19 protein-coding genes and 1 tRNA gene are annotated in these 14,617 nt (G+C 63.6%); 10 read left to right on the plus strand and 10 right to left on the minus strand.

Annotated features, from left to right (window positions below; genetic code table 11):
- Positions 1–26 precede the first annotated feature (26 nt).
- The 4 genes from ODR01_RS17255 to ODR01_RS17270 all read left to right on the plus strand — a co-directional run bounded on the left by ODR01_RS17255 (position 27) and on the right by ODR01_RS17270 (position 3,869).
- Positions 27–1,148, plus strand: coding sequence for an ABC transporter substrate-binding protein (locus ODR01_RS17255; RefSeq protein WP_316978936.1), 1,122 nt, complete (start codon positions 27–29; stop codon positions 1,146–1,148).
- Positions 1,149–1,286: 138 nt separating this feature from the next.
- Complete coding sequence (locus ODR01_RS17260) at positions 1,287–2,276, plus strand: FecCD family ABC transporter permease (RefSeq protein WP_316978937.1); 990 nt, start codon at positions 1,287–1,289, stop codon at positions 2,274–2,276.
- Positions 2,273–3,031: an ABC transporter ATP-binding protein gene (locus ODR01_RS17265; protein WP_316978938.1), complete on the plus strand. Its 759-nt coding sequence runs from the start codon at positions 2,273–2,275 to the stop codon at positions 3,029–3,031. The genes ODR01_RS17260 and ODR01_RS17265 overlap by 4 nt, the downstream gene beginning before the upstream one ends.
- A gap of 94 nt (positions 3,032–3,125) precedes the next feature.
- Positions 3,126–3,869, plus strand: a complete 744-nt coding sequence (locus tag ODR01_RS17270; RefSeq protein ID WP_316978939.1) for a class I SAM-dependent methyltransferase — start codon at positions 3,126–3,128, stop codon at positions 3,867–3,869.
- 24 nt (positions 3,870–3,893) lie between these two features.
- Here the strand turns inward: ODR01_RS17270 and ODR01_RS17275 are convergent, their stop codons facing one another.
- The 5 genes from ODR01_RS17275 to ODR01_RS17295 form a co-directional block, all read right to left on the minus strand.
- Entirely contained in the window at positions 3,894–4,265 is a 372-nt protein-coding gene (locus tag ODR01_RS17275; RefSeq protein WP_316978940.1) for a helix-turn-helix domain-containing protein, read from the minus strand.
- A complete protein-coding gene (locus ODR01_RS17280) occupies positions 4,265–4,630 on the minus strand; it encodes a type II toxin-antitoxin system RelE/ParE family toxin (RefSeq protein WP_316978941.1) in 366 nt (121 codons plus the stop codon). Before ODR01_RS17280 ends, ODR01_RS17275 begins: the two co-directional genes overlap by 1 nt.
- Positions 4,631–4,704: 74 nt before the next feature.
- Positions 4,705–5,091, minus strand: a complete 387-nt coding sequence (locus ODR01_RS17285) for a plasmid mobilization protein (protein ID WP_316978942.1) — start codon at positions 5,089–5,091, stop codon at positions 4,705–4,707.
- A gap of 81 nt (positions 5,092–5,172) precedes the next feature.
- Positions 5,173–5,547: a plasmid mobilization protein gene (locus ODR01_RS17290; protein ID WP_394356843.1), complete on the minus strand. Its 375-nt coding sequence runs from the start codon at positions 5,545–5,547 to the stop codon at positions 5,173–5,175.
- Entirely contained in the window at positions 5,496–6,599 is a 1,104-nt protein-coding gene (locus tag ODR01_RS17295) for a helix-turn-helix domain-containing protein (protein ID WP_316978944.1), read from the minus strand. The genes ODR01_RS17290 and ODR01_RS17295 overlap by 52 nt, the downstream gene beginning before the upstream one ends.
- Before the next feature lie 83 nt (positions 6,600–6,682).
- On the opposite strand from ODR01_RS17295, the gene ODR01_RS17300 reads away from it, so the two are divergent.
- The 6 genes from ODR01_RS17300 (at position 6,683) to ODR01_RS17325 (ending at position 10,511) form a co-directional block, all read left to right on the plus strand.
- Positions 6,683–6,780, plus strand: a tRNA-Leu gene (locus tag ODR01_RS17300).
- A gap of 388 nt (positions 6,781–7,168) precedes the next feature.
- Positions 7,169–7,765, plus strand: a complete 597-nt coding sequence (locus ODR01_RS17305) for a hypothetical protein (protein WP_316978945.1) — start codon at positions 7,169–7,171, stop codon at positions 7,763–7,765.
- An 82-nt stretch (positions 7,766–7,847) separates the two neighbouring features.
- Positions 7,848–8,435 (plus strand): rhodanese-like domain-containing protein, encoded by a 588-nt coding sequence (locus tag ODR01_RS17310; protein WP_316978946.1) that lies wholly within the window; start codon positions 7,848–7,850, stop codon positions 8,433–8,435.
- A gap of 27 nt (positions 8,436–8,462) precedes the next feature.
- Entirely contained in the window at positions 8,463–8,849 is a 387-nt protein-coding gene (locus tag ODR01_RS17315; protein WP_316978947.1) for a hypothetical protein, read from the plus strand.
- 352 nt (positions 8,850–9,201) lie between these two features.
- A complete protein-coding gene (locus ODR01_RS17320; RefSeq protein WP_316978948.1) occupies positions 9,202–9,783 on the plus strand; it encodes a hypothetical protein in 582 nt (193 codons plus the stop codon).
- Between the two features lie 101 nt (positions 9,784–9,884).
- Positions 9,885–10,511, plus strand: a complete 627-nt coding sequence (locus tag ODR01_RS17325; RefSeq protein WP_316978949.1) for a hypothetical protein — start codon at positions 9,885–9,887, stop codon at positions 10,509–10,511.
- Between the two features lie 8 nt (positions 10,512–10,519).
- Here ODR01_RS17325 and ODR01_RS17330 read toward each other — a convergent pair whose 3' ends face one another.
- The 5 genes from ODR01_RS17330 to ODR01_RS17350 are packed head-to-tail and all read right to left on the minus strand — an operon-like array spanning position 10,520 to position 14,589.
- Positions 10,520–11,749, minus strand: coding sequence for a beta-ketoacyl-ACP synthase (locus tag ODR01_RS17330; RefSeq protein ID WP_316978950.1), 1,230 nt, complete (start codon positions 11,747–11,749; stop codon positions 10,520–10,522).
- A complete protein-coding gene (locus tag ODR01_RS17335; protein WP_316978951.1) occupies positions 11,749–12,474 on the minus strand; it encodes a 3-ketoacyl-ACP reductase FabG2 in 726 nt (241 codons plus the stop codon). Before ODR01_RS17335 ends, ODR01_RS17330 begins: the two co-directional genes overlap by 1 nt.
- Positions 12,471–12,923, minus strand: coding sequence for an ApeP family dehydratase (locus ODR01_RS17340; protein ID WP_316978952.1), 453 nt, complete (start codon positions 12,921–12,923; stop codon positions 12,471–12,473). Before ODR01_RS17340 ends, ODR01_RS17335 begins: the two co-directional genes overlap by 4 nt.
- Positions 12,917–14,113 carry a beta-ketoacyl-[acyl-carrier-protein] synthase family protein gene (locus ODR01_RS17345; protein ID WP_316978953.1) on the minus strand — a complete coding sequence of 399 codons (1,197 nt, stop codon included), beginning with the start codon at positions 14,111–14,113 and terminating at the stop codon, positions 12,917–12,919. The genes ODR01_RS17340 and ODR01_RS17345 overlap by 7 nt, the downstream gene beginning before the upstream one ends.
- Positions 14,110–14,589: a DUF3261 domain-containing protein gene (locus ODR01_RS17350; RefSeq protein ID WP_316978954.1), complete on the minus strand. Its 480-nt coding sequence runs from the start codon at positions 14,587–14,589 to the stop codon at positions 14,110–14,112. The genes ODR01_RS17345 and ODR01_RS17350 overlap by 4 nt, the downstream gene beginning before the upstream one ends.
- Positions 14,590–14,617 lie beyond the last annotated feature (28 nt).

The following is a 14,617-nucleotide window of genomic DNA, read 5'->3' on the forward strand; positions in this document are numbered from 1 at the left end:
CCGTGTTCAGCGGTCGGGAGAAGAACATGTCAGTTTGCCGATTTTTCCGCCTATCCCTGTTTGTCGTCCTGATGACCCTTGTATCGATCCCCATGGCCGGTCACGAGGCCAGGGCCGACATTTCCGTGCAAGACCTGTGCGGCCGTTCTGTCACCTTGTCGGCTCCGGCCAAGCGTATCGTCGTCACGTTCAATATCGAGGAAGTGCTGGCCATCCTCGGCCCCAAGGCCGAAGAGCGGATCGTCGGCTGGGGGCACATCTACTGGAAGGGACGGCGGCAGTGGATTTGGCAGAAGTATACGGAAGCGCTTCCCTGGCTGGTCGAAAGGCCCGACGTCGGTTACGTGGAAAAGAAGACCCTTTCGGCGGAGAAGATCGTCGCCTTGCGTCCCGACCTAGTGATCATGGTCGCCGGTTTCGAGGTTTTGGCCGCTGCCGAGGTGGAGCAACTGCAGCACGCGGGCATTCCCGTGGCCTTTGTCGACTACCACACGGACACCGTGGCCACCCATCAGGCCAGTACGCGGCTTCTGGGCAAGCTGCTGGGCGAGGAGGTTCGTGCCGAGCGGCTGGCCCAGCTCTATGCCGAGGAGACCGCCAAGGTGACCGAGCGCCTGAAGGCCTTGAAGGGCCCGCGTCCCCGGGTCTACCTGGAACTCGGCCAGAAGGGGCCGGGCGAATACGACAATGCCTACGGCCCCCACATGTGGGGAGCCCTGATAGACACTGCCCGCGGCGACAGCATCACCCGTGATGTGGTGAAAACCTACGGGCCGGTTTCCCCCGAACTAGTGCTCTCGCGCCGGCCCGAGGTCATCATTGTGACCGGTTCGTATTGGGCGAACCAGCCCGACTCCCTGCGACTGGGCTATTTTCAGAATGCCGAGAACGCGCGGGCCCGGCTACATGCCTATGAAGGCCGCCAAGGTTGGAAGGACCTTCCGGCCATTCAGAACGGCCGGCTCTACGGCATCCATCATGGCCTGTCGCGCCACATCTATGATTTCGTCGCCTTGCAGGCGATCGCCAAAATGCTGTACCCGGAGGTGTTCGCCGACCTCGACCCGGAGGCTGCCTTAGCGGCTTTCCATCGGGATTGGCTTCCCGTGACCTTCAGCGGCGTCTGGACGGCGGGTCTCGATGACTGACACCAACCTATTGCGGTGCCTGGCGTGACCGTCGATACGTTAGGAAGTATCCCGATCGCCGATCCAGAACCGGCGGCCTGTGCCAGCGTCGGGCGAGCGATCTATGGGCGGTTGGTCCGGCAACGGCTGGGTGTGATCGTGGCTTTGGCTATAGCCTGTGTGGTCGCGGTGATATCGGACATCGCGGTGGGGCCGTCCGGCCTTCCTATCGGAACCGTCCTGCGGGCCATCGTCGATCCCTCCAGCGTGACGGCGAGCGATCGCATCATCGTGTGGAATCTTCGTTTGCCGACTACTGCCTTGGCGCTTGTCGTTGGTGCCGCCCTCGGCCTTGCCGGGGCGGAGATCCAAACGCTCCTGCGCAATCCCCTGGCCAGCCCCTATACCCTGGGCGTCTCGGCTGGGGCCGGCTTCGGCGCCGCCCTCGTGCTGAGCTTTGGCGGCGCGGTGGCGAGCGGAACCCTGTTGAACGAGTGGCTGGTGCCGGCCGGGGCCTTCGCCTTCGCGATGGTGACCTGCGCCGCGGTCTATGGCTTCAGCCGGCTCAAGGGCGTGACATCCGAAACCATGGTGCTGGCCGGGATCGCGCTGTTGTTCCTGTTTCATGCCCTGCTGGCCCTGTTGCAATACCTGGCTAACGAGGAGACATTACAGGCCATTGTCTTTTGGCTGTTCGGCAGTCTGGCCAAGGCGAACTGGACGCGAGTGGCGATCACCGGCAGCCTGCTGGTGGCCAGTCTGGGGCCGCTGCTGCGTGACAGTTGGCGGCTGACCGCCCTGCGCCTGGGGGACGAGCGGGCCCATGCGCTGGGGGTCAATCCCGAGGCGTTGCGTCTGCGGGTCTATTTCTGGTTGTCGCTGCTGACGGCTGCGGCGGTGTGTTTCGTCGGCACCATCGGCTTTGTCGGCTTGGTGTCGCCGCACGCCGCGCGGATGCTGGTTGGCGAAGACCAACGTTTCCTGGCCCCGACCGCCATGTTGTGCGGCGCGCTGATGCTGGTCCTGGCCGCGGTGGTATCGAAGCTGGTGGTGCCCGGGGCGTTGTTTCCGATTGGCGTGGTAACGGCCCTGATCGGCGTGCCGGCCTTCGTCCTGCTGATGTTGAAAAACCGGCGGAGGTTCTGGTGAGCCTGCGTGTCGCCGCCCTGACCTGCCGGTATCCGGGCACGAATCGCCCAGCGGTGGCCGATGTTGCCTTCACGGTGGCGGCCGGGCAGGTATGTGCCCTGGTCGGACCCAACGGTGCCGGCAAGTCGACGGTCCTGAAGGTGGTCGTCGGGCTGGTGAAGGCGCAATTGGGAACGGCTTCCCTCGATGCGCCGGATGCTCGTATCGCCTATCTGCCGCAAGCGGCGCCGACTGGGACGGGATTAACCGCGCTGGAGGTTGTCCTGCTTGGGCGGTTGGGTCGCCTTGGCCTGCGGGTGAACGACGGCGACTTGGCGGCGGCCATGTCGGCATTGGCCGCTACCCGCACCGACTCCCTGGCCACCCGCGGCCTTGACGAGCTGTCGGGGGGCGAATTGCAGCGGGTCATGCTGGCACAAGCCTTGGTTCGCGATCCCACGGCGCTGGTTTTGGACGAACCGACCAGCAATCTCGACCTGGCGCATCAGTTGGATGCTCTTCACTTAGTGCGCGCCGAGACGCACGCCCGTCGCATGACGACGCTGATGGTCCTTCACGATCTGACCCTGGCTGCGCGTTTCGCCGATGTCATCGCGGTGCTGAGGGACGGTCGCCTGGTAACCTATGGTCCGCCCGCCGAGGTACTGAATGCCGAGTTGCTGGCCGAGGTCTGGGGCGTCGCGGCACGTGTGCACCACGATGCCGAAACTGGCACCATTACGGTTATTCCCCTCCACTCCCTGTCCGCCGCCTAAGCCCGCAGATGCCGGAAGGGACGTGGTGGCGCCGGTGGATGAACAGAGAACCTCCTGGCCGAGGTGCGTGATTGCTAAATATGAGAGCTGAGGCATGGTGAATATTTCAACGGCCGATCGGGATGTATCCAAGGCGGTCGCCGATTACTGGGATTGGCGAGCCTCGTCGTTCGGCTTCGCTGACAAGAACAGGACGTATTGGGAAGCCGCACTTTCCAGGGCCTTTCCGCTGGGCGAAGAATTGCGGGTGCTCGACATCGGCACCGGTACCGGATTCCTTGCCGCAGTAGCGGCGTCTTGGGGGCACCGGGTCTGGGGGATCGATCTTTCGGAACGGATGCTGGACGAGGCGCGCAAGAATTTGGCGCGCGAGGGCGTTGCGGTCGAACTGTCCTTGGGGGACGCCAGGAATCCCGACTTTCAGGCCGGGTTCTTCGATGTCATCGTATGCCGCAATGTGTTGTGGACGCTTCCCGATCCGCCGACCGCCCTGCTGGCCTGGAAGCGGATTCTGCGCGAGAGCGGGCGGGTGATCGTTTCCGATGGCATGTGGCAACCTGCCGGCTTGGCGAGGTTGGGACGCGTTCTCATCCGACGGTTGGGCTATTTCCTGCCGGGCGGCTCCGAAAAAATGCTTTGCCGGTTTGAAACGAAATACCGCTCCATCAAGCGGGCGATGCCTTTCTTTCGCGGTCTTGACGTGCCGGCGGCGACCCGCCTGCTGGAAAGCACTGGATTCGATCAGATCGAACGGTTCGATGATGGCTTCCCTGGAAGCTCCTACCGGGTCGAGGCGTCGTTCTTTATCCTCGGGGCGACGAAATCGGCGTCCCGTTAGTTCCGCTCTGGACTGGCTTTTACCCTATTTGGCCATTTGGAGGTGCTTGGCCGATCGCTTTTTGGCCGGCGTTTTGGCGGTCAGAATATCCGACAGGCCGGTGAGCATCACATCCGGGCGGTCGGGGAACTTGGCGATCAGCTCCAGGCGGCCGCCCAGGGCGGAGACATAGCCGCGCAGGGTCGACAGCATCAGGTCCGAACGCTGCTCCAGTCGGGACACGCTGTCCTGGCCGATGTCGAGCATTTCGGCCAGCCGGGCCTGCGTGAGGTCGCGGGCCTTGCGGAGGTCGCGCAGAGTCATCTCCTCGGCGATCAGCTCTGCGGCGCGTGCCTCGACCTTGCGGCGTCGCTTCGCCGGCAAGCGGTCCATCATGGTCTTCAGGTCAGTCGCCATCACCGTGTTCCTTTCTTCCGCAAGCCGCTCAGATGGTCGTCGAAGCGGGCATCCGCCCTGGCGATCAACTGGCGGTAGAACCGCTTTTCCGCCTGCCCGGACTTGTCGCCAGCCACCAGGAGGATGGCCTTGCGCTCAGGATCAAACGCGAAAGCGACACGCCAGACGCCGTCGGCGGCATCAAAACGAAGTTCCTTCATGTTGGCGTGCTTCGACCCGTTCAGGGTGTCGACACGTGGGCGTCCGAGCTGTGGGCCGAACGTCGCGAGAAGCGCCGCATGGGCCAACAGTTCGTCCTGCGCTTCCTCGGGCAGGGCCTCGAACTCGGGCGCGAACGCCACATGAAAGATCACATCCCATTTCATCGTTGATTATGGTTCCTGATGCATATGGTTTCAAGTCCATATTTCGGGTTTTTCCAGCCAAGGGGTGAACACGGTCACCTCGGCCGACCTCTCTTGGCGCGTCGCGGATGAAGCTTATAGTGCAGCGTCTCCACGCCGTCGCGAAGGGTATCCTGCGTTTTGCGGATGTCAGTTATGAGGTCCTCTATCTGCGAGACGATCATGGGCGCCAGATCCTTACCTCCGACATCGAGGGCCAGCTTCAGTAGATTGCCCAGGCGAGCCTGATCCGCATTCACCGTGAGAAGGTCGCGGATAGCATGGCAGTACTCGAAAGCCTCCGGTTTGGGCATGCCGTGGCCGAGGATCAGCCCGCGAAGGAACTCCGAAATCGACGTGTAGATCTGGTCCGCCTTCATCTCGACGTCGGCTTTTTCCTCCGGGGTGAAGGACACCAGGATCCGTTTTCGTTTGGTTGGCATGGTATGTCAGAGAAGCTCCGAAAATCCGGGGGGCCAGTTTGCCGCTGGCGGACCCCGCATCGAATGGGGGCGGAGCCGGGCCTACAAGTCCCGGGACTCCGTCCGGATCAAGGTAAGGGTGGTTGCGGCACCCTGACAAAGGGGGCCCTGGGTTTCGAGGATTTTGGCGATCAGCGTTTTAATTTGGCCGATCGTTGCCGGAGAGAAGGGAGTGTCCTCGCCATCGAGAACCTGTTTGAGTTGGTTTCCGAGGCGGGCCTGCTCGGCATTCGTTTCGAGGAGTTGGCGGATTACCGGGACAAACGGAATGTCGTCGGGGATCAAAGCCTGATAGCCAAACGACAGGCGACGCAAGAGCTCCGACATGGACAGTCTCATCCGCTTGGCTTGGCTCCTGACCCGGGTCAGTTCTTCGGGTGTAAAGGAGACATTGACGCGTTTTCGGGTCGTGGCCATGGCGTTTCTCCGGCAAGGTGATGGTATGCGGTCGGGGCGATCGATCTTGTTTCGAGGGGGGTGGTCATTTCTAGAATGACCGGCGGGATAAAACCATGGGTTGGATCGTCTCCGCCGATTTTCGGCAAATTTTCTTCTCCTGTCGTCTCCTTCCGGAATGGGGCGTGGGGTCTCTCCGTCCGCATCGCCCCGGGAGACCGCTTCGCATTCGGCAAGTTTCTGGAATGCGGGGAACGCGGGGCAAGGGCGGGCTGCGGCGATCGGCCGGGGAGGAGGGGCGGCCATCCCGGTTTGGCTCCCGGCACGCCGGTGGGGCAATGATCCACAGGAGGCGGGCCTTCAAATGATTCATCATTTGTCAGAATATCATTCGGAAGGTCTTTGTGTCGGAAGTCGGCTTCCGCCCTGTCGGAAGTTTTCACTGGCCGTTCGACGGTTTTCCCCAGCAGGATGGCCCGTTCCAGCTGCTCCTTGACCCAGGCGGCGCAGAGGATGCGGCGCTCGATTTCCGCGGTCGAGGTCTCGGCGCGGATGCGGTCCTGATACCCCGCGCAACGGTCCAGGACCGTTTCCACCGCGTCGGCCAGCCCGAGGCCGATGGCGGCGTCCGTCAGCTTGCGGATGCGGCCTTTGAGGGCGGAAAGTTCCTGCTTCCGTTCACGCCAGCGTTCCTCCGCCTCCTCTTGGTCGGCCACGGCCTTTTCCAGGGCCGGGATGCGCGTCTTGAGCGGCGTGACGTCGATGCCAAAGGCGCGCTTGATACGGCCGGTGTCGGCGTCCCGCTCGCCGTAGCGGCGGAAGTTGCCGGAGAGTTCCAGGCGCAATTCGAGAATGTCGATCAACTCCCGTTCGCGGTTGTTGATCTGCCGCTCGGTGACACCGTGGTCGCGGGCCATGTTGGTAACGGACTTGTAGACGATGGCCCGATTGCCCGGCTGCCAGTCGACCTCCCGGGTGTGGCGCACGAGGTAGGCCAGATGGTCGATCATGGTGCGCGACAGGCCCAGGGCGGGTCCGCCCCGCTCCAACAGGCGGATCAGGACGAAGCGCACCGAGGGCGAGGCTTCGGGCGTGGCTTTTTCTGGTACGCGGCTCATACGCAGCCCCTGCGAAACCCCAGGAAAGCCGTGCGGGTGAGCGCGTCGGACTTAGCCGTTAAGCCTTTGATAAATAACGGGACTTAGTGCCTTGACATCGTAGGGGTCGCTGGTTCAATCCCAGCTGCGCCCACCATCGAAACCCCAGCGGAAACGCTGGGGTTTCGCCATTTTGGGGCATTGGCCTTTCCTTCGCCATTCTTCAGTCTGGGTCGCAATTGGGGCGCAGTCGACACCTCAGCCATGTGATTATGGAGCGCAGTGATGGCTCGACGTTGATAGCTGCGACACCTCAAGACACTTCGCCGCCGCACTCTCCCCATAACAGCGATCTCATCGTTGCACAGCTCATCTCCGAGACGCCCCAAGATCCTGACGGCGTGCGAACAAAGCGGACAAACATACGATACGAAGAAACCGCTGGTTGACAAACTTTTGAAACATATTTGCCCCTTGATTGGGGCGCCCGCGCGAAAATTGGGCATCGCCAATAATGCAGAATGGTAAAATTGGGAGAAATAAACGTGAAGAATGTCACGAAACTCGCTGTTGGTACGCTTCTTTTCGGTTCGATCATGTTCACATCCGCGTGTCAGACGACGGGGATGCACTATACGGAATGGAGACTCATCAATCCGGAGCAGGCGGACCTGAACATACCGTCCCTGATTCCAGCGGAAATGATCAAGAAAGTGCAGACGAGAACTCGCGACAATAAGTACGTGGAAAATGAGGTGGCGCTTTCGTCCCCGAACGCAGAGGGCAGTGTATTTACCGAGCGGTTCCAGCGCGGCTGGTACAATCCGCAGGTGGAATCGCAGGTAAGGGACCGGGACGCGTTCTTGGGGAGGGTCGACCGGTATTATCAAAACCCTCGCCAGGTTGCGCCAATTTCGTACAAAGGAAGCGTGTCTGGCTATAGCGCCATTGCCGACCGGAAGAGCGATGGCAAGGCGTGCTATGTTTCTTTTACGGGATATGACTTCATGTCCTACAACGGCGACAGAATGGACGGCGTCGGCAAACCGGACACCCTTGTTTCGGTAAGCTTGTGCGGCGAGGGTGCCAGCGGGGCGGTGTTCGCCAAGCTCTACAGCGGCATCGAGCGGAACGCAAAATAGCCACTGCGGAATCCAAGGGACACCCGCCGTTAACAACAAACGTCGGGTGTGCTTCCTGGAGATCCATGAAGGAATGCCCAAAATGAAGAAAACGTTCTTTGTCGCCGTTGCCGTTGCTTTTGCTCTGGCCGGCTGTGTCACCGCGCAGGAACAACATGCCGAGGCCCGGTCAAAGTTAAGCGGGGCGACGGCCCCTTCGACCTATGCATTCGAAGATGCCGACTGGGGCATCGCGTCAACCGAAAATCTTCAGAAAGAGAAACTTCATTCTTCAACGCCAACGACCGTGCCCGGCGTGAAGACAATCAAGACAGCGGAGTTGCTGCCCCTCCTGAAATCCGTCAATCCGCCAATCGTCCTTGATACCTTGGGCGGAAGTGGTCATGCGACGCTGCCGGGAGCCTACTGGCTCAGGGGCGCGGGCACAGGCGAACGCTTCGACGACGCAATCCAAAGCCGCCTCGAAACCAAGGTGGCCGCTCTTGCGAATGGCGCCAAGGCACAATCCATCGTCACCCTCTGCCTTAGTGCCGAGTGCTGGCTTTCCTACAACACAGCACTGCGCCTAAAGCGGATGGGCTACACCAATGTCCAGTGGTATCGCGGCGGCGTGGATGCGTGGAAAGCCGCTGGCTTGCCGATGGCACCTGCCGTTCTTGAACAATGGTAGCCCGACAACGAGCACATGGAGTGTCCAATGAAGAGGATTTTTCCGACAATCGCCGTTGTTGCCTTGCTTTTGAACGGCTGTGCGACCGTCGAGTTTCCAAAATCGGGCAACCCGTCACCCTATGATGGCAAATGGACCGGCTCGCTACCGAGCAAAAGCTCGTCCTGCGCGGCCATGAACCTCGTGGCAAAGGGCGAAGTGCAATACGGCTACATGATTGCCGAGGTGTTCGATGGAACCATCAAAAAGTACGACCTGTGGGGGACGATCGCCCCGGATGGAACCCTGAAAGGCAATATCGGCTCCGCCGGCGTGACCGGCGCCACAGCTAACGTCCGTTTTAATGGCAACGACGCGAACGGCACCTGGACGGCGTCGCAGTGCGACGGAACGGTTGCCCTCAAACGGCTGTAGACCATCGGGAGACCATGGCGGGACCGGGCTATTCCGGGAACTGGTCCCGCCACCCGTCCGATGGTTTTCGGAATTGACTTCCTTCCTTTCCCTTCGATGGGCACGCCATGAATGGCCCCCAAGTTCATTTCTGCAATGCGGGGTTCCCGGCAAGCCTTTGTCCGAGGTGTCGGTTTTGGGGTGCCCGATAGGGGAACCTCTATCGGAAATACTGAGTTTCGCCTTTTTGGTCCCTCAGCACGTATTCCCTCGTTATCGCACTGGCTTCTCTGCGCCTCCCGTAATGCGTGCATCAGTAAGCATTCCCGTGTAATCTTCCCGAATTACACAACGCAATTTTGGGGGGACAAAAATGAGAAAAGCCGCCCGACTGATCGGGATATTGCTGTTCGGAGCCCTGCTGTCGGCGTGCGCCAGCGACCGGATGCGCGCCCTCGACCGGGCGCCGGCTCTTGTCACCTCGCCCGCGGCGGACAAGGCCACGCTTGTCTTCTTCAGTCCGTTTTCGGACGCTGGTGGCGCGATGCGATCGTCGGTGTTCGACATAAGCGACGGACGGATGGATCTCATCGGCATCGTCTCTACCGGCCGCAAGGTTGCCTACGGAAGCAACACCGGTCGGCGGCGCTTCATGGTCATCGGCGAATCGGCGGATTTTCTGGAGGCCGATCTTCTGCCGGGCAAGACCTACCATGCGCGCATCGTTACCCGTCTGGGGGCATGGAAGGCGCGTTTTTCCCTTGTGCCGGTTGTCTCGTCAGACCCAAAACTTGAAGGGGAACTCAACGCCTGCAAGTGGGTCGAGAACTCGCCGGCTTCCTATGCGTGGGCCCAGGACAACATGCCCAGTATCCGCGCCAAGCTCGCGAAATATCTACCGGAATGGGAAAGGAAAGCCGCCAAGCCGTTTCTCGCCGCATCCGACGGAAGATGAAGTGTCCTGACGATCTGAGACGAGGGTGACAAGCTTGTCCTAAATGAACCAGTGGGGGAACCGACATGTCTGCGATATCTCGAACGATACTCGTCTTCGGCTTGGCCGCCGTTCTGGGAGGCTGCGCCGTCGGGAGAAGTGTCGTTCCGCTTGACCAGGCTCAGGCCATCCAGAACCCGGTCTCGGGGATAGCGGTCAAGATAAAGTCCGTCGAGGATGCGCGGGTTTTCGAGGCGGCGCCGAAAGACCCCTCCACGCCCTCTTTGCAGGATGGCGAGATCGGCAACAGCGCAATCACCGCCAGGGCCATTGCGCGCAAACGAGGCGGGTTCGGCAAGGCCTTGGGGGACATCCTGTTGCCAGAAGGACAGACCGTTGCCGCCGTCATGGAGGACTCGATCGGGAATGGCTTTCGCAAGGCCGGCTATCGGGTGCTCCAACCGGGCGATCAAGGCTATGAGCAGGCCGTCACGGTCGATGCGTGGGTAAGACAGTATTGGACGTGGGTTAATCTCGGTTTCTGGGCCGTCACCGTGCATTGCCGAGCCGAAGTCGATCTCAAAGGGGATTTGCCGGCTCTCGGCGGCGGGCTCACCATCCCCGCAGAAGTTTCCGAGGATATGCAGGCGGTATTCGAGGAGGACTGGCTGCGAATCGCCGCCAAGGGACGGGATCGGGTTTCCGAGAACGTGGCGCAAACGCTTGCGGATAAGTCGAAGCCCCGTTAGGCGGAGTTTTATCCCTCAGCCCGCCCGAAGATCAGCGACGTGTTGATGCCGCCGAAGGCGAAGTTGTTGGACATCAGATAGGCGATCTCGATCCTGCGGCCGCGGTCGCGGAGATAGTCGAGGTTCGCGCACCGCGGGTCCACGGCGTCCAGGTTGGCGGTGTGGCAGAACCAGCCCTCGCGCATCATTTCGATGCCGAGCCAGGCCTCCAGCGCGCCGCACGCGCCCAGCGAATGGCCGAAATAGCTCTTGAGGGAGTGGATGGGAATCCGCTCGCCGAAAACCCGCTGCGTCGCTTGGCTTTCGGCGATGTCGCCCCATTCGGTGGCGGTGCCGTGGGCGTTGACGAAACCGATGTCCTCGGGCGCCAGGCCGGCGTCCTCGAGGGCCAGGCGCAGGGCGACCTCCATGGTCTCGGCCTGCGGCTGGGTGACATGGGCGCCATCCGAGTTGGTGCCGAAGCCGACGATTTCGGCATAGACGGTGGCGCCCCGCGCCAGCGCGCGCTCCCGTTCCTCGAGGATCAGCGTCGTGGCGCCCTCGCCGATGACCAGGCCGTCGCGGTCCTTGTCGAAGGGACGCGGCGAGCGTTCGGGGGAGTCGTTCATTGTCGAGGTGGCGTAGAGGGTGTCGAAGACGGCGGATTCCGTGATGTCGAGTTCCTCGGCGCCGCCCGCGATCATGACGTCGGCCTTGCCGAAGCGGATGGCCTCGGCGGCATAGCCGATGGCCTGACTGCCCGAGGTGCAGGCGCTGGACGTGGTGATGATGCGTCCGGTGACGCCGAAGAACAGGCTGATGTTCACCGCCGCGGTGTGGCTCATCATCTGGATGTAGCTGGTGGCGTTGAGGCTCTTCGAGGTGCCGTGCATCATCAATTCGGCGAAGGCCAGCACCGGGGCCGGGCTGCCGAACGACGACCCGAAGGCGATGCCGGTGCGTCCCGACGTCAGGATGGGATCGTCGAGAAGGCCGGCGTCGGCCAGCGCCTTCTCGGTGGCGAACACGGCCATGCGCGCCACCGGGCCCATGGTTCGCGTCTTCTTCCGGGGATAGCGGTCGTCGAAGGAGAAGTCCGCCACCGGCGCGGCGAGGCGGGTGTGGATGCCGGCGAAGCGTTCCCACTCGGCCATGTGGCGCACGCCGGTCCGCCCCTCGGCCAGGGCCGCCCGGATGGTCGGCCAGTCGTTGCCGAGCGCGGTGACGCCCTGCATGCCGGTGACGACGACGCGCCGCATCACACCATGCCCCCGTTGACCGAAACCACCTGCCGGGTCACGTAGCCGGCGTCGTCCGACACCAGAAAGGCGACGACGGCCGCGACGTCCTCGGGCGTGCCCAGGCGGCGCATCGGAATCAGCCGCATCATCTCCTCGCGCGGCATGTCCGCCACCATCTGGGTGTCGATGATCCCCGGCGCCACGCAGTTGACGGTGATGGCGCGCTTGGCCAGTTCGATGGCCAAGGCCTTGGCGGCGCCGATGATTCCCGCCTTGGCGGCGCTGTAGTTGACCTGGCCGCGGTTGCCGACCAGGCCGGAGACCGAGGAAAGGGCGACGATCCGCCCGCCCTTGCGGGCCGAAACCATCGGCATCACCGTCGGCCGCAGCACGTTGTAGAAGCCGTCGAGGTTGGTGCCGAGAACGCTATCCCACTCGTCGTCCTCCATGGCGGGAAAGGCGTTGTCGCGGGCCATCCCGGCGCACAGCACGATGCCCCAGTAGGCGCCATGCGCCTCGATGTCGGCTTCGAGCGCCGCGCGGCAGCCGGCGCGGTCGGCGATGTCGAAACCGAGGATGCGCCCGTCCGACCCTGCCTTGCGGATCTCGGCCAGGGTCTCCTCGGCGCCCTCGATATCGGATCGGCAGTGGACGACGACGGCGGAGGCCTGGCGGGCGAGGCGGACGGCGATGGCCCGTCCGATGCCCTTGCTGGCTCCCGTGACCAGCACGGTTTTGGTCATTCTCTCCCTCCGAAGGTGCCCAGGTTCTTGGGCTGGTAAACGTTCAACCGGGCTTGCGCGACCACGGCGCCGGTGCGCCGGATTTCGCAGTCGAAGCAGGCCATCTCGTCGTCGCGCAGGGCGACGCGGGCCGAGATTTCCAGCCGGTCGCCGATACGGAAAAAAGGCACCTGCGCCTCGAACCGCCGCGTGCCCAAGAGGAACCCGACGCGGACGGCTTCCCCCGCCGCCAACGCCTCGGCGCCGGCGAAGGCGCCGCAGGCCTGGGCCATGAGCTCGATCCCCACATGCGCGGGAACGCCGTCGCCGGCGAGGAACGGGTGGCCGGCGCCGATGGTGGCGGCGGCCAGCACGCCGTCGGCGTCGTAGCCGATCACCTCGTCCAGCAGCACCATCGGCGGGGCGTGGGGCAACAGGCGTTCGACAGGCCAGGGACAGGGGATCACCATCCCCTCCCCAGCACCAGGCCGCAGTTGGAGCCGCCGAAGCCGAACGAATTGCTGAGGGCGGCGACCCTGGGGGCGTCCGGCAGGCGGTCGTCCGTCGTCGCCAGCCGGATCGGCGCCAGCGCCGTGTCCGCCGCGCCGTCCCACAGGTGGGGCGGCAGCCGCCGGCCGGGATTGAAGCGGGGATGGAGCGTGAGCCACAGGAAGGCGGCCTCGATGGCCCCCGCCGCCCCCAGCGTGTGGCCGGTCATGGCCTTGGTCGAGCTGCACGGCGTCGTTTCGCCGAACAGCGCGCAAACGGCCTTGGATTCCATGATGTCGTTGAGCGGCGTCGCGGTGCCGTGCAGGTTGACGTAACGGATGTCGTCGCGGCTTAGGCCGGCGTCGGCGAGGGCCGCCCGCATGGCGTCCAAGGCGCCTTTTCCCTCCGGATCGGGGGCGCTGATGTGATGGGCGTCGGAGGTTTCGCCGATGCCCAGCAGGGCGATCTCCGACGGTTCGCGGGTCATCAGGAAAACCGCTCCCCCTTCGCCGATGGTGATGCCGTCGCGGTTGGCGCTGAAGGGGTTGCAGCGCCCGGCCGAAACGGATTCCAGGGCCGAGAATCCGGCCAAAGTGAGGCGGCACAGGGTATCCACCCCGCCGACCACCGCGGCGTCGCAAAGCCCGGCAGCGATCAGCCGCCTCGCCGAGGCGAACGTCTTGGCCCCGGACGAGCATGCCGTCGCCACCACATAGGCGGGACCCTCCGTCTCCAGCCAGCGGGCGGCGAAGGAGGCGGCGCTGCCGACCTCCTGCTGGCGGTAGTCGAAATCGGCCGGCCACCGGCCGGTTTCCCGATACGCCGCCAGCGCGGCCTCGCCTTCGGCCATCCCCGAGGTGCTGGTGCCAAGCACGATGGCGATGCGATCGCGGCCATATCGGCGCGCCGCCGCTTCGATATCGGCACGGATTTCCGAAAGAAGCGCCGCCAGGAGACGGTTGTTGCGGCTGTCGAAACGGGAAAACGCCGGCGGCAGCGCCGGCAGCGGGCGCTCGATGGCCCCGACGACGGCCGCGCGCCCCGGCCGAACCTCCTTGCCGGGCCGCAGCGTTTCCCGGCTGCCCGCAAACAGCAGGGGGGCGACCTCCTGCTTGCCGAGACCGAGGGACGCGCCGATCCCCACCGCGTTGAGGTAAAGCGGCGGGCTCATCGCGGCGCCGCCTGCGACTGGACCTGGATTTCGTACCGCCGAGCATGGTTCGTCAGCGTTGCCGCGCCGGCCCACGGATCGGCGTCGCGGGTGATCGAGATGATCTCCGTCATTCCCTGCCGGACGGAGCGCGACGTGCCCGTCGCCAGGATGTCGGCGCCGCGCAGGCCCCGGCGGATGCTTTCCTCCGGCCAGAACAGAAGAACGATGTCGGCCAGGACATTCTCCGGCGGCAGGGCTTCCGGCAGCCAGGGCGCCCGCTCGACCTCCAGGCGGACGCCATCCCACGCGACGGTCATCGCGCGCCGGCCGAGGACGTCGGTGCAAACCAGGAAAAGACGGTCGGGGGCGACGCTGAGGCGGCCTTCGAAAACGGACGTGGTGCCCTCGTATCGCGCGGTGACGAGTTGCGCCGCCTCCACCCGGCGCTCCAGCGCGGACGGGGGCGGGAGTTCAAGCTCCACGCCGGGGGCCACGAGGACGCTTTCCGGCAAGCGAGGAACG

The organism is Shumkonia mesophila (genome assembly GCF_026163695.1).
Taxonomy (GTDB): domain Bacteria; phylum Pseudomonadota; class Alphaproteobacteria; order Rhodospirillales; family Shumkoniaceae; genus Shumkonia; species Shumkonia mesophila.